Origin of the sequence: Corynebacterium sp. HMSC22B11 (genome assembly GCF_001815965.1) — a bacterium.
Classification (GTDB): domain Bacteria; phylum Actinomycetota; class Actinomycetes; order Mycobacteriales; family Mycobacteriaceae; genus Corynebacterium.
On sequence record NZ_KV823498.1, the window covers coordinates 1 to 17,663 of the forward strand.

15 protein-coding genes and 1 CRISPR repeat array are annotated in these 17,663 nt (G+C 63.2%); of the genes, 7 read left to right on the top strand and 8 right to left on the bottom strand.

Features of this window, described 5'->3' with window-relative positions:
* The coding region (locus tag HMPREF3088_RS05435; RefSeq protein ID WP_141759437.1) for an IS3 family transposase at positions 1 to 320 on the top strand (320 nt) is incomplete at its 5' end.
* 56 nt (positions 321 to 376) lie between these two features.
* On the opposite strand, the gene HMPREF3088_RS05440 is transcribed toward HMPREF3088_RS05435, so the two are convergent.
* Together HMPREF3088_RS05440 and HMPREF3088_RS05445 are read right to left on the bottom strand one after the other, a co-directional pair.
* Positions 377 to 1,093: a rhomboid family intramembrane serine protease gene (locus tag HMPREF3088_RS05440; RefSeq protein WP_070758783.1), complete on the bottom strand. Its 717-nt coding sequence runs from the start codon at positions 1,091 to 1,093 to the stop codon at positions 377 to 379.
* 7 nt (positions 1,094 to 1,100) lie between these two features.
* Positions 1,101 to 1,625: a peptidylprolyl isomerase gene (locus HMPREF3088_RS05445; protein WP_070758784.1), complete on the bottom strand. Its 525-nt coding sequence runs from the start codon at positions 1,623 to 1,625 to the stop codon at positions 1,101 to 1,103.
* 242 nt (positions 1,626 to 1,867) lie between these two features.
* Between HMPREF3088_RS05445 and HMPREF3088_RS05450 the strand changes: the two genes are divergently transcribed.
* Together HMPREF3088_RS05450 and HMPREF3088_RS05455 are read left to right on the top strand one after the other, a co-directional pair.
* Positions 1,868 to 3,565 (top strand): hypothetical protein, encoded by a 1,698-nt coding sequence (locus HMPREF3088_RS05450; protein ID WP_070758785.1) that lies wholly within the window; start codon positions 1,868 to 1,870, stop codon positions 3,563 to 3,565.
* 8 nt (positions 3,566 to 3,573) lie between these two features.
* On the top strand, positions 3,574 to 5,616 hold the full coding sequence (locus HMPREF3088_RS05455) for an anthranilate synthase component I family protein (protein ID WP_070758786.1): 2,043 nt from the start codon (positions 3,574 to 3,576) through the stop codon (positions 5,614 to 5,616).
* Between the two features lie 125 nt (positions 5,617 to 5,741).
* Here HMPREF3088_RS05455 and HMPREF3088_RS05460 read toward each other — a convergent pair whose 3' ends face one another.
* Positions 5,742 to 6,089, bottom strand: coding sequence for an ArsR/SmtB family transcription factor (locus HMPREF3088_RS05460; protein ID WP_070758787.1), 348 nt, complete (start codon positions 6,087 to 6,089; stop codon positions 5,742 to 5,744).
* A gap of 117 nt (positions 6,090 to 6,206) precedes the next feature.
* Positions 6,207 to 7,337, bottom strand: coding sequence for an aminotransferase class V-fold PLP-dependent enzyme (locus HMPREF3088_RS05465; RefSeq protein WP_070758788.1), 1,131 nt, complete (start codon positions 7,335 to 7,337; stop codon positions 6,207 to 6,209).
* A gap of 181 nt (positions 7,338 to 7,518) precedes the next feature.
* Between HMPREF3088_RS05465 and HMPREF3088_RS05470 the strand changes: the two genes are divergently transcribed.
* On the top strand, positions 7,519 to 7,737 hold the full coding sequence (locus HMPREF3088_RS05470) for a hypothetical protein (protein WP_141759438.1): 219 nt from the start codon (positions 7,519 to 7,521) through the stop codon (positions 7,735 to 7,737).
* A gap of 992 nt (positions 7,738 to 8,729) precedes the next feature.
* Positions 8,730 to 9,001: a CRISPR direct-repeat array (repeat unit 27 nt; unit sequence CTTTGCCCCCTACGCACGCGGGCTGAA).
* Between the two features lie 1,010 nt (positions 9,002 to 10,011).
* On the opposite strand, the gene HMPREF3088_RS05475 is transcribed toward HMPREF3088_RS05470, so the two are convergent.
* From HMPREF3088_RS05475 to HMPREF3088_RS05490, 4 genes are all read right to left on the bottom strand, one after another.
* Entirely contained in the window at positions 10,012 to 11,391 is a 1,380-nt protein-coding gene (locus HMPREF3088_RS05475; protein WP_070758790.1) for a hypothetical protein, read from the bottom strand.
* A complete protein-coding gene (locus tag HMPREF3088_RS10380) occupies positions 11,392 to 11,799 on the bottom strand; it encodes a hypothetical protein (RefSeq protein ID WP_141759439.1) in 408 nt (135 codons plus the stop codon).
* Between the two features lie 240 nt (positions 11,800 to 12,039).
* Positions 12,040 to 12,327 carry a hypothetical protein gene (locus HMPREF3088_RS10385; protein WP_141759440.1) on the bottom strand — a complete coding sequence of 96 codons (288 nt, stop codon included), beginning with the start codon at positions 12,325 to 12,327 and terminating at the stop codon, positions 12,040 to 12,042.
* Positions 12,328 to 13,250: 923 nt separating this feature from the next.
* The gene (locus tag HMPREF3088_RS05490; protein ID WP_070758793.1) at positions 13,251 to 14,438 is read right to left on the bottom strand and encodes a tyrosine-type recombinase/integrase; all 1,188 of its coding nucleotides are present in this window, start codon (positions 14,436 to 14,438) and stop codon (positions 13,251 to 13,253) included.
* A gap of 247 nt (positions 14,439 to 14,685) precedes the next feature.
* On the opposite strand from HMPREF3088_RS05490, the gene HMPREF3088_RS05495 reads away from it, so the two are divergent.
* From HMPREF3088_RS05495 to hemQ, 3 genes are all read left to right on the top strand, one after another.
* On the top strand, positions 14,686 to 16,254 hold the full coding sequence (locus tag HMPREF3088_RS05495; protein WP_070758794.1) for a DHA2 family efflux MFS transporter permease subunit: 1,569 nt from the start codon (positions 14,686 to 14,688) through the stop codon (positions 16,252 to 16,254).
* Positions 16,255 to 16,306: 52 nt separating this feature from the next.
* Positions 16,307 to 16,789 (top strand): DUF2871 domain-containing protein, encoded by a 483-nt coding sequence (locus HMPREF3088_RS05500; protein ID WP_070758795.1) that lies wholly within the window; start codon positions 16,307 to 16,309, stop codon positions 16,787 to 16,789.
* Positions 16,790 to 16,960: 171 nt separating this feature from the next.
* Positions 16,961 to 17,663: hydrogen peroxide-dependent heme synthase (gene hemQ, locus HMPREF3088_RS05505; protein WP_015381075.1), on the top strand; the 703-nt coding region annotated here is incomplete at its 3' end.

Below are 17,663 nucleotides of genomic sequence, written 5' to 3' on the forward strand. Positions count from 1 at the left end.
CTGAACCCGGGTGGATGATGCACACCGATCAAGGCTTCCAGTACCAGCATGCCTCCTGGCGCAATCTGATCGGCGACAACGGTTGTGTGCAGTCGATGTCGCGTAAAGCCAACTGCTACGACAACGCGGTCATGGAGAACTTCTTTGGACACTTGAAGACAGAGATGTACCACGGTGAAGTCTTCGACACGGTCGCAGAGTTCAACCAAGCGATCGACGAGTACATCGGGTGGTACAACACCGAACGCGTCCAACAACGACTCAAGGGCCTGACCCCGATGCAATATCGGAATCAGACCCTTGAACCCCTCACCGCCTAGAATTAAACCAGTCCAACTTTCGGGGGCTAGTTCACCTGGCTGCCAGGGCGGGTTTTTTAATTCAGGACGCCAACCACGCCGGCCGCGATGAGCGCTGCCGCGCCAATGGCGAGGGCGCCGGTTTCGGCTCGGCGGACTTGTGCCTGCGCTGGGTCGGAATCTGGGACGGGGACTGCGGTTGAGCCGAGTAGTCCGCGGACGGCGAGGTAGCTGGCCCCACCGCCGAGGAAACCGCCCACGTGGCCCCAGAGCGAAACGCCGGGGGTGTAGATGGTCCACGCGAAGTAGATCAGCACCATGACGATCGCGGAGGCCATCTGTTCCCGCTCCGCGAGCTTCATGCCGAGCAGCATGGCCAGCAGGCCGTAGCCGACCGTTGAAGCCCCTCCCATGGTGGCTTCTGGTTGCAGGGTGAGGCAGGCGAGAGCTCCGCCACCTGCGGAGGCGAGGATCATTCCGGCGGTGATGCGGTGGCCGAAGCGCTGCTCCACGGCCTGGCCGATGAAGTAGATGGCCAGCATGTTGAAGGCGATGTGGGCGGCGTCGAGGTGCACGATCGAGGCGGTGGCTGCGCGCCACCATTGCCCGTGCTCCGCCATCTTCTCCGCGGAGAGGAGTAGTTCCCAGCCGAAGTTTTGGGAGTCGCTGAGTGGGCTTTCGAGTGCGTACACAACCCCGCGGCCGGAGAAACCCTGCCGAAATACGTGAAAGACCGCCTGCAGCGCCATGGCTGCATAGACGGTCACGTTGATCGCGACGAAGGTCGCGATCACAGGGGTTTTACTGAGTGATCTCGACAGACTCGATCACCACGTCGTCGTTCGGACGATCCATGCGGTCGGTGGCCACACGGGAGATCTTCGCAACGACCTTCTGGGACTCCTTGTCGGTGACCTCACCGAAGATGGTGTGGCGGTTGTTCAGGTGCGGGGTGGCCGTCACCGTGATGAAGAACTGGGAGCCGTTGGTGCCCGGGCCTGCGTTGGCCATGGCCAGCAGGAATGGGCGGTCGAACTGCAGCTCCGGGTGGAACTCGTCCTCGAACTGGTAACCCGGGCCGCCACGGCCGGTACCGGTCGGATCGCCGCCCTGGATCATGAAGCCGTCGATGATGCGGTGGAAGATCGCACCGTCGTAGAACGGGCCCTCGTTGCTGCCCTGAGCGTTCGGCTGGGAGTACTCCTTGGTGCCGCTGGCCAGGCCGACGAAGTTCTCGACCGTCTTCGGCGCGTGGTTGCCGAAGAGGTCGATGGAGATGTCGCCGTAGTTGGTGTGCAGAATTGCGGTTTCAGTCTTGTTAGTCACGCGCCCCAGTGTACTTCAATCGGCAGTCGCTGGGGCGGGGTGGTTGGGCTTTCGGGCCGGCCGGTGTGGAAGCCCGGTGCCGCGCTCCGCGGGCGCCCTCCGGGGAGTCGGCAGGGCGGCAGCTTCGGGGCTAGCAGTCAGGGTTGCTGCAGCATGTTTTGGGGAAACTACACGGCAGGATAAGTGGGCTTTGCCTATCATGGGACTGTTGGTGAAATTTCAACGCAAGAGGAGATTCCTAGATGAATCCCAATACCCTCAAGCTGGCGCTCACTATTGCCAAGCAGCTGCGGAAGTCGCAGAAGAACCGTGCGCAGCGTAGGCAGCTCGAAGAGTTCGATGCGCTTCGCGATCAGCGAAATGTGACGTTGACGGACGAGCAGCAGCAGGCTGTGCTGGCTGATTCGCCTGCTCACATCCGTGCTGTTGCGGAGGAAATGCGGAAGCAGGACGGCGCAGCCGAGGCTCTTGCGAAGGCTCGTGCGCTGCACGCGGCCCACGAGGAGAGCACCGCGCTTGCGGAGGGAAACTCCCCCGCTACGCAGTTTGATAACCCGCTGGCCAAGTCCGCGAAGAAGGCTCGGAAGGCTGCCAAGCGCAATTCGCTGCGCAGCAGGACGCGCCAGGGTATCTCTGATCTAAATAACGAAAAGAATGAATTGAAGGAGAAGGGCATGGCTAACGCCACCGACGCGTTCAACCAGCTCGGCGACCGCGCCGAGGAGCTGTTCGAGGACGGCAAGAAGAAGCAGAAGAAGCTGGCTAAGCAGGCGAAGAAGGACGGCAAGAAGGCCCGCAAGGCTGCCAAGAAGAACAGCAAGGACCTGCGTTCCAACCTGCAGAACGTCGCTGACGACGCCCGCAACCTCGTCGAGGACCTGGGCGATAAGAAGAAGCAGCGCGAGCTCGCCAGCTCCGTGGCTGGTGCTTTCGCCGCTGGTCGCGCCGGTGCCCGTGCGGCCGCTGATGAGCTGTGGGAGGGTGCGACCCACGCAGCGGAGTCCGCTCGCGAGGCTGCCCAGAAGGAGGGCGCAAAAGCCCGCAAGCAGGAGACCCGCAGCGCGAATAAGCGTCTGAAGAAGGCTCAGAAGCGTGCGGAGAAGAAGGCCCAGAAGGCTGGCAAGCAGGCTCAGCAGACCCGCGATCAGCTGGAGTCCCGCGTGCAGGACGGCCTGAACCAGGCTCGTTCCCAGTTCGCGAACCTGCAAGAGCAGGGCGCTGAGCAGCTGAAGCAGACCAAGAAGGATGCTGCGAAGGCTAATAAGCAGGCGAAGAAGGACGCGAAGAAGCGTCGCAAGGCTGCTGAGCAGAACGTCAAGACCCTGAGCAAGCGCGGCCAGAAGAAGGTCGACAAGATCAACAAGAAGGCCCAGAAGAAGGCCGCCAAGCTGGAGCGTAAGCGCAACGGCAAGGGCAAGCTCGGCCGCAACATCCTGCTGGTCCTGCTGCTGGCTGCCGCTGGCGCGGCTGTCGCTGCCCTGCGCGAGAAGAAGCAGGCTCCGGCGAAGTCCGCACCGAAGGCTTCCGACTTCTCCGGCAAGGCCACGGGTTCCGCCGCGAAGCCGAAGGCTGAGGAGGCTGCTGCGAAGGCGAAGGCCGCTGCTGCTGACGCCAAGGACGCCGCCGCTTCCGCTGCTGCCGAAACCAAGGCGAAGGCTGAGGACAAGGCCGAGGAGGTCAAGGAGCAGGCTTCCGACGCGAAGGACAAGGCTGAGGCTAAGGCTCGCGAGGAGAAGGCCAAGGCCGAGCAGAAGAAGGCTCAGGCTGAGCAGAAGAAGAACGAGGAGTCCAAGAAGGATTCCGGTTCCAAGGCTGCGGCCCCGAAGGCTCCGGGCGCTCCAGCTGCCCCGAAGGCACCAGGTGCACCGGCTGCTCCGAAGAAGGCCGATAACGCCAAGAAGGATTCCAAGGATGACGAGGGCGGCCGCCACCGCCTCTAAGGAATAACTTGCACTACCCGTGGGTCAGCCACGCTGCCGGTAGCACCCCTGATGCGGGCGCCGCGGGCGTGCAACCCGGATCTCTGACGCTGCGCTGGCGGATCTTCCCGATTTCCGCTGGTCGCGGCGTTTCCGCGTGCCAGGGGGTTTTCCGCCGGGCCGCGAATACGGCATTCGCTGCACTCCGCCACCAGGGCGGGGAGGCTGCGGATGCCGTTTTTCTGGACTCTGGTTCGGCGTTTCAGGGCGATACGGCGCGGTCTTTTCTCGCTTTCTCTTCCGCCCGCGCCGCTGTTCGCGGAGCTGTTGACGGCACCGTTCACAGCCCTGTTCCCGAGGTTGGGGACGACGCCAGCGCGGCCGATGGTCCCGGTTTCGCGGTGGGTTACCGTGTCCCGGGGCGCAGCGCCTGTGCCGATGCCGGCGACGCTGCTGCGGGTGTAGGGTCCGCGGGTGCGGACGCCGGGAATGTGGGCGCCGGGGACGGCGCCGCCTTCTACGACGCGTTGCGGGAGCAATTGCGGCGCATCCACGTGCCGGAGGACTTCCCGGCACAGCTCACGGGCGGTTTCGCGCTCGGCTGGGTAGGAGCCTTCGGCTATGAGTTGAAGAACCTCTCCCCCGACGTGCTCGCCAGCGCCACCCGGCGCAGGGCAGGGCTCGGCGCCAAGCATGCGGCTGTACCCGCGCAGGGGGCAGTGGCTGAGCTCGGTGCCGGGAACGGCGGGGCCGCACCTCTGCGCCACCGCAGTCATCCGGACGCCGCCCTTCTCTTCGCGGACCGGGGGCTGGTCTTCTCCCCGCACGATGGCGCGGTGATCGCACTGGCCCTGGAACCCACGGGGGCATCGGGCGGGCCCGGCGGCGCACCAGGGGACGAACCTCTCACGTCTCCCACCCCCGTCACGAGCCCCACGCCGGACGCCAGCCCGGCTGAGGCGTGGTTCCGGCAGCTCGAAGACCGTTTCGGCACTGGTCTGCGGGAGCTTTTCCCCACGGGCGCCGGGGATTCCAATGCCCCTGACAACGCCCCGGGCACCACCGCGGACGCAGCGCCGATCCTGACGAACCGGGCGGCCAGCGAAGCCGCCGAATACCGGCTGGATCACGGCCACGAGCAGTATCTGGCCAATGTGCTGGCCTGCCAGGAGCACATCGCGGCCGGGGATAGCTACGAGCTATGCCTGACCACGACCGCCCGCGGCCCAGCGCTGGCCGACCCGTGGGGCGCGTACCAGCAACTGCGTGACACGAGCCCGGTCCCCTACGGCGCTTATCTGCAGTTCCCCGGCCTCGGCGCCGCGCCGACAACGGATCCTGGCACAGCCTCCCCCTCACCTGTTGCGGTCAACCCAGCCTCGCGCACCGCCGCCACGCAGGCTGGCACACCAGGGTTGCATGTGCTCTCGGCGTCCCCGGAGCGCTTCCTGCGGATCCGCCGTGCCGCTGACGTCGCCGGCCGGCTCTTTGTCGAGGCCAAGCCCATCAAGGGCACCCGGCCGCGCGGCACCGGTGCTGAGGACGAGCGGTGGCGTCGTGAACTGCAGAACAGCGAGAAGGACCGGGCGGAGAACCTGATGATCGTCGACCTGCTCCGCAACGACCTGGCGAAGATCTGTCGGCCGGGCAGCGTGCGGGTGCCGGAGCTGTTCGCGGTGGAGAGCTATAGCCACGTCCACCAGCTGGTCAGCACGATCACCGGCGAGCTGAACGGTGGCGCCGGGGCGGATGCCGTGGATTGTCTCGCGGCCTGCTTCCCGGGCGGGTCGATGACGGGTGCTCCGAAGGTCCGCTCAATGGAGCTGCTCGAGGAGCTGGAGGGTACTGCGCGCGGGTTGTACTCCGGTGCGATTGGGTGGCTCTCCCCCACCGGGGAGGCGGATCTGTCCATCACGATCCGCACGCTTATCGACGATGGCCGCGAATCCAGCTTCGGGGTGGGCGGGGCGATCGTCGCGGACTCCGACCCCGAGGCGGAGTGGCAGGAAATCCTGGTCAAAGCCAGCGCCCTGCTGGAGGCGCTAGGCGCCCGGATCGCCGGCGGCGCATAGCGCACCTGGTCCCCCGCCAACTCCCCCGGCCGCCCACAGCAGCGGCCACGCGCCCCCGGCGTAGTCGCAAAACCCGCCGCGCCACCACACACGCCCCCCGGAGCGAGCAGAACCCCCAGCACCGCCTAGTCGTGGCGGTGCATATCCTTATTGCCGCCCACGTAGTGCAGCAGCTGGTGGATCCGATCGTCTACCAGCGAGTACAGCATCTGGCGACCGTCGCGTTCCACGGTGAGGATTCCGGCGTTGGACATGTAACGCAACGCTGCGGAGGCGGTGGCGGGCCGGAGTTCGCACTCGTTGGCTAGCTCCGTCATCGTCATCTGGGCGGGGCCCTGGTAGTGCAGGGTCAGCAATAGACGAAAGCGCGTCGGATCCGAGAGGATCTTAAACGACTGCCCCCAGTCCTCGACGAGCTGCAGAATTTCCTCTGGGGTGCCGGGGTGCTCGCTTGTGTGATCAGCGTGCTTCATGTCTACTCCACGTTCATTCAGGCCCAAGGGCGGTGGCCGCGGCCACCTCGCGCCCCACGGCCGGTGCGTCTGCGCCCGGCGCGCGGAGCGGCCCCTTCGGGCATCAACGTTGCTCTCTTACTCGATCTTATCCAGCGCGTCGGCCAGGCGCTGCACCGCAGCGTCGACGTCCGCCCACTTATCGAGGCCGAACAGGCCAATGCGGAAGGTGGCCAGGCCCTCTGGCTCGTCGATCATCAGGGGCACGCCACCCGCGATCTGCAGGCCGGCCTCCTTGAAGGCCGCGACGTAGTTCTTCTGCGGGTCCTTGGCGTTGACCACCACGACGGACGGCGCCTCGCAGCCCGGCGCGGCGACCGAGGTGTAGCCGCGCTCGGCGAAGAGCTCGCGGACCTTGCCGCCCAGCTCCTCCTGCTTGGCGCGCAGGGTCTCCAGGCCGACCTCCTGGGCTTCCTTCATGAGCTCCAGGTTGTGCAGCAGGGTGTCGGTGGCCATGGTGGCGTGGTAGCCCGCGCCACCATCCACGTAGCCATCGGCGATGGCGGTCCACTTCTTCAGATCCATCGCGAAGCTGCTGGTCTGGGTGTTTTCCATCGCCTTGCGGCCGTTCTCGCTGAACATGACGTAGCCGGCTGCCGGGCTACCGGACCAGCCCTTCTGCGGCGCGGAGATCAGGACGTCCACGCCCGTCTTCTTCATGTCCACCCACAGGGTGCCGCTGGCCACGCAGTCGAGGACGAAGACGCCGCCGACCTTGTGCGTCGCGTCGGCGAGCTGCGTGATGTAGTCCTCGCTGATGAGGATGCCGGAGGCGGTCTCCACGTGGGGAGCAAAGACCACGTCTGGTTGGTATTCGGCGATGGCGTCGGTGGCGTCCTTAATATCCATCGGCTCGAAGGTGGGTGCGCCTGCCTCGGTGGAGACCTGCTTGGCCTTGAGGACCCTGTGCTGGTCGGTGAGCTTGCCGGTTTCGATGATCTGGGTCCAGCGGTAGCTGAAGAAGCCGTTGCGCAGGACGAGGGTCTTGGCGCCATTCGCGAACTGGCGGGCGACGGACTCCATGGCGAAGGAGCCGCCACCTGGGACGATGGCCGCGGAGTGGGCGTTGTAGGTGCCGCGCAGGATGCCGAGCATGTCCTGCATGGCGTCCACGAACTTCGCGGACATGTGGTTCAGGGAGCGGTCGGAGAACACGACGGAGTATTCGACGAGTCCCTTGGGGTCAACGTTGTCTAGTGGGAGATTCATATTTCCCAGAGTAGCGAGTTTCTTACTCGCAACCGCCACCGGTTTTGTATTTCGGCTGATTGAAAGTTCAACCTTTCGGCTTGTTTCTGCTGTAAGCGCAGGTCACAGCATGTGTTAAGCAAACCGTGTTAACAAATTGCCCAATTATTGCCCAATCATGCACCGGAAGGACGTGCCAAACATGCCCACCACCCTTACAGACCTCGCCACTAAAGCCGCCACCACAACCGGCCTGAACCACCACACCGTGGCCACCGCCCTAGCCTTCTACCTCAACCAAGTAGACGAACTAGACGGAACCACCACCGACCCCGACAACATCGACGACACCACCGCCGAGTTCCTCCTAGCCGCCGTTGAGCACGCCCACCGCGCCGGGGACTTCGGCACCGACAACTAACCCCACCAACCAGGTAAGGACACACGCCATGAGCACCCAGCCCACCGAGCAACACACACCAACACCACAGGACAACACACCACCGCGCCTGTACCACTACACCGAGCAGATCGAACCGGACGGAACCACACACACGCTATGCGGCCTAACGTTCCATAAGCGCCCACTAGCCGGTTCAACCGCCCGCGCCCACCGCCTACCGTGCCCGGTATGCACCGCCACGGCGTACCTCATGGAAGCAACGGAATAACCCACACCAACGGCTGCCTAGCCAGGTAGCCACACGCGGGGGAGCCGCGCCGGTTGCAATGAACCACCGCCCGCAACCAGGCGCGCCCCACCGGGTAACCCCCACCCCCAACCACCACAAACCGGCGGAAGGCATTGTTGCTCCCAACATGTACAGGTCTGGCTAACCAACAGCACATGCCCCAACAGCCACCTACGACCAGCCCCCAATCATGGGATAATCAAAGCACCATGAAGCGAGCATTCGACGAACTCCAAACACACACCACCGGAACGCCAACACGGCGAACCACCAACCGGCGCAAGGCGCGTAGGTTCTCCAACCGGCTAGCCGCGTCCCGAACCGCTGCACGCGCGCGCGCCTAACCACCACCGAACCCCAAAGCCCCAAACCCTCCCACCGTCACACACCCCCTATGTGATCGGGGCACCACAAACCACCCAGGGGGGTATACCCCACCGCCAACACCCCAGCCCCACACGGCATTATGATTATCCCCCTCCTGTAGTGGGGTGCCACACGCCCATTTCGTCTGGGACGCGCTGTGAGCCACGTGGGGGCGTTTAACCCCTGTTTGGCTACCCGTGTAGGGGCGTGGCCTGAAAACGCGTGTGTGTTCGTTTGGTGGGGTCTTTTTTGTTGGGGGGGTGTGGTTTTCGCCCGGCGCGATGGTGTTACCGGGTGTTGTGGGGAGCCGGGGGTTATTTGCTCTCTGTAAGTAGTGGTTGTGCAGGTGGGGGAGTCTTTGCCCCCTACGCACGCGGGCTGAACGGTCAGCCTCCACACACTCTTTCTTCCCCGGATCTTTGCCCCCTACGCACGCGGGCTGAACGAACAACACGCCCCTGGGAACCTCGGCGGTCGCCTTTGCCCCCTACGCACGCGGGCTGAACCCCCGGTACCGACGAGCTGACGCTGCCCTGGGTCTTCGCCCCCTACGCGAGCGGGGTGAATGGAGCGTTAGGTGAAGACCTTCACCTAACTGAACTTTGCCCCCTACGCGCGTGGGCTGAATCCATGAATCCGCCACCGCCCATAGGGGAGGGTCAACCCAAGGGTGAACGCTAGGGTCAACCACCACCCAAGGGGGGAGCCGCCGAACCCGTCACCCACCGAGGAACCGAACACCACCACCGACCACAGCGAACACCCCCAATACACTGCCCCGCCGACACGCTGCCCAACAGTCGAACAAACACACGACAACGCAATCACCAGCACGCGCCCAACCGAACACACGCACCAACAACACAAAAGCCACCACGCGCCGGGCGAACCACCCCCTAAACACACCACACAGCCCAGCACACGCCACGAAACACACCACCCCACCACAACCAGCCACACGCCCCTAAAGCGCCTTAAAACGGTCGTACGGGTGTTCTAACCACACCCACCCCCGAAAGTGGGTTAATCGACCACGCGAGCTAATCAGCCCGGCGTGCTCACCACCCACCCCCTCCATGCCCGGCGCGATACGACACCCACCACCACGACACCCACCCAGCGCGACCAGACACACCCCACGGGGGGCGAACACCACCGAACACACCCCACCGAAATATTCGACGGGTAGGGCACATGCCCCCTCCCCGGCTGCACGAATCAGCGCTGTCTCTCTCTTCGCCCCACAAAACACCCCACAGGACGCGCCCTAAGCCACACACACGCCCCATGAACCGGCGTTGCAGCCCGCAATGCCCAACCATCACCCCAACGGGTCTACAGGGCTTAGAACAGGGGCTGTTCGCTGTGCTGTGTTGAACTTCAGCGGGGCGCATGGCTAGTGCGTCGTATCTACCCCTCGTACTAGGCGTACTAGGCGTACTATCCCAGGTCAGCCCCACTTTTCGCCGTACTATCTCCCGTACTAGGCGTACTATGTTTGCCGCCAAACCTAGTACGTGAAAACCCAAATAGTACGCCAAATAGTACGTGAAAAACACCCCCTGACCTGCAATAGTACCGATAGTACGGATAGTACGGGTGGTACTAGGTCAAGGGGTGTACGGAAGAACTAGCGCCTACTCATTCGGAAGGTAGAACCACGTCTGCCCGCGCTCGTCGGCAGCGGACAAAACTAGCCCGTCTTCCACCAGCCCCTCTATGGCATCGTCGGCAGTAGGTCGCCTACCCGCCGAGAGTTTCTGTTTCAGCCCAGCAGCCCCGCCCATCGTCAACCGCCCGTACGCCTCCAGCTTCAACAGAATCTGCTGCTTCGTGGCCTCCAGGTGTTCCCGCTCCCTAGCCTCCTTCGCGAGCGCGTCCCGCCGTGCTGTGTCCTCAATCTTGCCCACCATGACCTCTTGCAGTGCATCTTGGCAGCGCTTCCGAACCATGTTCGAACGCTTCATAATCAGCCCAGACACTTCCCAATCCTGCATCGTCATGGCACGACGGCCACCGAACACGGCTAGTAGGCACGCCACCTTAATGCGGGTAAGGTTCGCGTGTCCCTCCAGCGGGTCGCTGATTCGCCCTGTTACCGCGTTGGTGCGCATCGCGCGTGTCTTCTTCACCACTTCCTCTGGCACGTCCATCAGCAGCTCTTCGTGACGCTTGATCTCAATGTCCACCATCACGATGGGAGGTTCCTGCCGCCGAGTGCTTCGGCGTTCATCAATCGGGTAGGGCTCGCAATCCAGCCACAACCACCGCTGTGGTGTTCCCCCGGCAACCTCTGCCTCGTTGAGGATTGCACCGGAACGCTTCGGCTGCACCCCACACACCAGTGATGCGCGGTAGGAATGCTTCGGCACGTTACGTGAAGTATCTTCGCTCGCGTTCGTGCTGCCGAGGTTCTCCCCCGAATACATCTGTCGCAAAACAGGCATCAGCGTTGAGCCGCGCTGTTTCGTGCTCGCGTCCAGCGTGTCGATCTCCGATGCCTCAAACAGTGCGCGTGTTCGCCGAGGCCGTGGCGCTTCGCCCTGCTTCACCCGTGGCTCCCTGAACGTTTCAGCAATGCCCTGCCCACTGCCCAGCGGTAGCGGGGCTTCTGGTAGCTCGAAGCCCCCATCTACTTCCATGAACCGGATAGCGTCGGTAGCAACACCCACACTTGCCCCCTTGCCAGCACCAGACCGCCCCACCAACGCCACCAACACGTTAAGCGAAGCAGCACTACCAACAATCGGGGGAATCTTCACCGTCGGCTCCAACCGAGCGGACGTTAACGCCAACGCCACACCCAACACACCCCACGGGCTCGCGACCCGCTCAACCGCAAGGTTCCACAGCTCTACTAGCCGGGGGCTATGTGTGAACACCGCGTACTCGTCAGGGTCTACCTCCTCCAGCTCGTCCAGCGTGTACGGGGGTTGAGGCTCCCTGATCTGTGGCACGTACCCTTCCTTCTCTGTGTCCTTAACCTCGTCAAACAGTGGTTGCTCCTTGTCCACCACTTACACCGCCTCCTTCGCGTCTAACCCCGCGCGTTCAGCCACCGCTTGGAACTGTGGAATGTGCACCAGCGCTTGCACCATCGCCGTATCCGAACCATCGGCAGCGGCGTTAATCAGTTGATTACCCAGGGAGTTAAACGCCCGGCGCGCCCTGGCCTTCTTCAACACCCGAATATGCTTAACGACCTCATGCGCCAGAACAGCCGGGTCTTGAGCGTGCGCAACCACAACCGCCATGAGCTGTGCCGCGTCGTGGTGCCCCTCGTCAATCAGCCTGGAGGTAAGCAGGGACGCGTCCACAGGTGGCACCGTGGTGATCGCTTCGATCTTGTCCACCGCTTCCGGGGTGTAGATCGCCCATGCGGACTCTATGAGCTCCCACGCGGCCTTCTGCCACGTCTCAAACACTTGGCGTGTGTCTGCCCTCGCGAAGTCCCTAGGCTCTAGTTCCTCGTCGTCACACGTGATCGCTGCGTATGCCGAGGCGTTAACAAGTGCGTACAGCGCGGCCTGTTCGGGGTCTAGTTTCCGGTGACCTACCCGCCATTGCTCATGCCAGCGTTTCCCCCTGGTAATATCGCCGGTAGCTCCTTGTTCTTCGACTGCCCCACGGTTGCCCGCCGTGGGGTTTTCTTTCGCTCCCATTGTTTACCTTCCACCCCCTTCGCGGTGTTGTGGGGTGGCTGGTCGCGCCGGGAGTAGGTGCTGGAGCTCGTCGGCTAGTTGGGTAAGGCTCTGGTGGTCGGTTGCCACGGTGGCTTGTTCGCCGGTGTGGTCGTTGCCGAGGCTGATTAGCCATGCATCGTGGGTGCCGTCCAGGTTCGTGATTCTGGTGATGCGTACCCGCCCGGCTGGTTCGGTGGTTGCCGAACGGTTGAGGTGTTCGGGTTGGTGTAGGGGGGTGGTTGTGATGGTGGTTCGGTTCAGCTTCGCCACGACTACGCCACCTCCCAATCCCGGTTGGTGGTGCACAGTTTCTCCATGACCTCGTTAGGGTCATAGCGTAGGGTGCGGTGCCCGAACCGGTATGAGGTGATGAGGCCTTCAGCGGCTGCGCGCCTAAGGGTTTGGGGGGAGATATGCCAGCGATCTTGAATCGTCGTTGCTGGCACTAGTTCGCTAGGCAGGTGGGCAGGGAATGTGGTTTTACCCATTTTGGGAAGCCTCCATTAGGGACTTCCCGGCTGCCACTTCGGGGTTTGCCTGCCTAGGTCTGGCACATGTAGGTACGCGAACAGACTAGCACAGATCACTACCGCCCGTTATGAGCGCGCACGGGGGAGCCGAACCACCCGCTTATCCTTACGCCTCAACCGCCTAATATCCGCCTCAATCTCTTCGGGGACGAACTGGCAGGACGTGTGAGCACAATGCGAGCTGGAATACACGCTAGGTTTAGGCACCTTGACGAATTGCTCCCAGGTAGTAATAGCGTAATCATTCCTGGCGTAGCCCCATTCAATCTCTGGATTCTGCCAAGCCTCCCCAGGGGTCGCCGGGTAGCGCAACTCCGCATCTCCCGTGTCTCCAATAGGGAAGGGGTGGAAGCCATAGTTCTTTCGCGTGGCTATCCACCGTTCCCCATCGTGGGGAAGGACGGCACCGAGGAAGCACCCCCTTACACACCTGTATTCAACGAGCGCTGCACGCCTAAGAAACCTGTTCCGCGCCTCTGATCGAAAAACTTCATATAGCTTTCTAGAGCGCTCCCCGGTCTGCTGTAATTCTTCCAGCAACGCCTTCACTTCGTTCATGCTTTGATCATGCGCCTGCTTCACCTCCGCCCCCATGTCTTCATCGGTGGGAAGGTTCTCTAGGACTGCGCGGGCTTCTTCCGCGCTCTTCGGTCGCTGCTGCACCTATGCCCCCTCTTCCTGCTGATCGTTCGCGCCCTTACCCTTATGCGCAATCAACGAGGTGACATTATCCACGCCCGCCAACTGCATACGGGAAGACACTTCCCAAGCGCGCTGTTCCGTGGCGTGCTGATACCTCATAGCCATTTGGGGTGTGGCGTGGCCTAGCCGTTCCTGAATTTCCTTCAAGGAAGCCCCCGCCCGGCCAAACTCTGTTGCGCCGTAGTGCCGTAGATCGTGACTGGTTACATCAGCCCTGCCCACCGTTTCCCCTGCCTTCTTCAACAGGGGATTGAATATCTGCTGGGTTGTCCACCTCCCTTGGGTATTCGGGAACAGCAAACTTTCCTTCCCTAGCCCGTTCATGTGCTCTAGAAGGTGCACGGCAACAGTTTGGGGAACCGGAACGCGCCGGGTGCTGCCGTTTTTCGTGCGGGGTACAACTTCACCGCCGTCGCGTACCTGCCTACGAACCAGAAGGACACACCGCCCGGCGCGGTCTACTTCCACGTCCTTCACACGTAGTTCAGACCATTCGCCAATCCTTAGTGCGCACGCGCTGGCTACCAGCGTGGCAACCCGGTAGTGGGCTGGTAGCGCTGCGAGAATGCCCGCGAACTCTTCATCTGAAAGAAGTTCCTTCGGTTGTGGTTCAGGCGCTTTGCCCGCCCCCTTAATCTTCACTGGGGTAGCGCTAATCAGTTCGTCTTCCATAGCTGCGTTGAAGATGGTGGCTAGCAGGGTATAGCTATCCGCGTTCCGCGTCGCCCGGTTCGGGTAGGTCTCCCACAGCCACGCCCACCACTGCTGCACATCGTGGCGCGTCACAGTGTTTAGGGGAAGGTCACCCAGCTTCTGGGTAATGCCGTTGTTGAACATGCCCCGGTAGGTCTTGATTGTGGTTGGCTGCCTGCCCGGCCTGCCCATCAGCTGATCGAAGTAGCCAGCGACTGTTAACGCGTCCTGCTGTTGTTTCCTCCGCGCCTTGTCTTTACGGAGTGTCGGCGGTTCCCAGGCGCCTAGGTCAATGAGACGTTTTTCTGCTGCCAGCCACCCCTGCGCGTCCATCTTTGTGGGCAAGGTCTTCGCGTACCTGCGCCCGTCGGGCGCGGTGTAGCGAGCTTGCCAATTGCCGTGTTTCTTCCGTGCTTTGTCCTTTGGGGTGGGGAGCTGTCGAAGTGTTCCGAACATGTGGTGATCGTGTCCTTTGCTGTGGTGGGCAACGGGGGAGCCATTGCCCAATTATTGCCCAATTATTGCCCAATGAGTGATGACTATGAGGCGCTATGGACTACTATAGCGGGTGGGCAAACAAGCGGTTGACCAGCACAGACACAACAAAACCCCAGCTCCATACGGAACCTGTGCTTTGGTTGCAGCAGAAGTTCAACCTTTCGGCTGATGTGCTCGCCGGGGGCGGCCCATAGGCTGAGGAAGTATGAGGGACAACCGTGGAGCAGTAGGCACGCAGAGCGCACCGGCGGCAGCTGGTTCGGCGCAATCGCATGCTCCGAATAAGTGGGCTGCGCTGGGGGTTTTGGCGTGTGGTCTGGCGCTGATCGTGCTGGACGGGACGATCGTCGGGGTGTCCATGCCGGCGATCATCGGGGCCCTGGACCTGGATCTGGCGGGTGCCCAGTGGGTGACGAGCCTGTATTCGGTGGTTTTCGCCGCCCTGCTGCTCACCGCGGGCAAGTTGGGGGACGCCAAGGGGCGGAGGACGTTGTTCCTGGCCGGTGTGGCGCTGTTCGTTCTCGGTTCGGTGCTCGCCGGTCTGGCGGGGTCGGCCGGGGTGCTGATTGTGGCCCGCGTGGTCCAGGGCATCGGTGGCGCGGCGATTCTGCCCTCCACCCTGTCCAGCGTGAACTCCCTGTTCCAGGGGGACGACCGGGCGGCGGCCTTCGGCGTGTGGGGTGCGGTCATGGCCGGTGCCGCGGCGGTGGGCCCGCTGGCTGGTGGCCTGCTGACTGAGTACGCGGGTTGGCGGTGGATCTTCTGGGTCAACGTACCGATCGGCGTGCTGCTTTTCGTGCTGGCGTTGAAGCTGGTGCCGAATACGAAAGGTCGGTCGGATGCGGGGCACGACGTCGCCGGCTTCCTGCTCTCCGCGATCGGTTTCGGCCTGCTGGTCTTCGCAATCATTCAGGGCCCGAAGATGGGCTGGTGGCCGTGGCCGGGGCTGGCCGGGATCGTCGGCGCGGTGGCGGTGGCTGCCTTCGTGGTTCTGGAGAATCGCCGCCGCAAGGCGCAGGACGCGGTCCTGCTGGACGTGGGCCTGTTCCAGGTGCCGACCTTCACGTGGGGCAATATCACCGCGCTGATGGTGGCTGTGGGCGAGTTCGCCCTGGTCTTCGTGCTGCCGCTGTACCTGATTAACGCGCTGGGGCTGTCCACGATCGCGACGGGCCTGGTGCTCGCGGCGATGGCGGCGGGCGCTTTCCTCAGCGGGGCGCTGGCCCGGCACCTCGCGGCGTGGATCGGCGCGAGCGGCACCGTGCTGCTGGGCCTGGGCCTGGAGGTCTTCGGTGTTCTGCAGCTGACCGCGGAGCAGGCCCCGGACCGCCCACTGTGGCTGATCGTCGTTGCCCTCGTGATCTACGGGGTGGGCCTGGGCCTGGCATCCGCGCAGCTGACGAGCCTGGTGTTGAAGGACGTTCCGGTGGAGCAGTCCGGCCAGGGCTCGGCCACCCAGTCCACGGTCCGCCAGCTCGGATCGGCGTTGGGCGCGGCGATGGCAGGCGCGATGCTTTCCGCCGGGATGGCGTTCCACTCCCGGGACCTGACCGGAACCACCGCCCAGCTGGCGGATGCCGCCCGCTCCTCGGCGGGCTCCGCGATCCCCGCCGTGCGTGGCCAGGGCGTACCGGGGCAGGTGCTGGACCCCGTGATTGCGGCGTTTGCCAGCGGCACACGCTGGGCCTTGGTCTCCGCGATCGCGGCCTTGGTCATCGGCTTCCTGGCGGCCTTCATGGTCTCCAAGGCCAGCCGGGGCGACGTCCAAAACTAAAAAACGACACCACAAGAAGAACAAGAAACCAGAAAAGAAAAGGATGAGCGCAATGAAGAACGCGCAGAAGACCCTGTTTACGACCGCTTTCATTTACCTCGTGATCGGCATGCTCAGCGGCGTGTTCTACCGGGAGGTCACCAAGTTCAAGGAGTTCCCGGTCGATAACGCCACGCAGCTGAGCACGCTGCACACCCACCTGCTGGTGCTGGGCTTCATCGTCCCGCTGGTGGTGCTGGCCCTGGATAAGCTCTACACGCTGGCTGGGTCGAAGCAGTTCACGTGGTTCTTCTACCTCTACAACATCGGCCTGGTGATCACCCTGGTGATGATGACTGTCCGCGGCTGGCTGCAGGTCTTGGCCGGTAGCCCGCTGGAGGAGACCCCGGAACTGAGCAAGGGCATGGATGCTGGGATCTCCGGCATGGCGGGTATCGGCCACATCCTGCTGGCCGTATCCCTGGTGCTGCTGATGGTGCGCCTGGGTGCGCGCATCAACACGGTGCAGGCGCAGACCAAGCAGGTGAACGCCTAAACACTGATTCTGTGGCCGGGGTCACCCCGGCGTGCGTGATGGGCCACGGTGGCAGCCTGACGGCAGTTGTTCTCCAGCTGTTGCACAGGCTGCCATCGTGGTTCTCGGCACTTCGTGCAGGTAGAATGACCTGCGGATTAAGTGACGATGAGAAAGGTGGCAGCCTCGGATATGTCGAAGAAGATCGATTTCGAGAAGCTGAACAACACGATCCAGTACGCCATGTGGTCGGCGTTTGAGATCAAGGCCGGCGTGCTCGGCGAGGATCGCGCGGCGGTTGCTGAGGACTTCCAGAAGTTCCTGGATTCCTACAAGGATTCCAGCGTGACCGTTCGTGGCGTGTACGACCTCACCGGCATGCGCCCGGAGGCGGACATCATGTTCTGGATCCACGGCGAGAAGCTGGAGGATCTGCAGGCCTTCTACCGCGCCTTCCGCCGCGAGACGCTGCTCGGTAAGGCGGCTGTCCCTTATCGCACGAACGCGGCACTCCACCGCCCAGCGGAGTTCAACAAGTCCCACGTCCCGGACTTCATGGTGGACCCGGAGCCGAAGGAGTGGATCTGCCTGTACCCCTTCGTCCGCACCCCGGAGTGGTACCTCATGGACGACGCCCCGCGCCGCAAGATGCTGGTCGACCACGGTGTGGAGGCCCGCAAGTACAACCGTGTTCGCGCGAACACCATCCCGTCCTTCGGCCTGGGCGACTACGAGTGGATGCTCGCCTTCGAGGCGCCGGATGTCGCTGAGGTCGTGGACCTGATGCGCACGATGCGTTACACCGAGGCCCGCAAGTACGTCTCCGAGGAGACCCCGTTCCTCACCGGCCGGATCATCACCGACTGGCTGCCGGAGTTCGTCGAGTCCCTGCCTT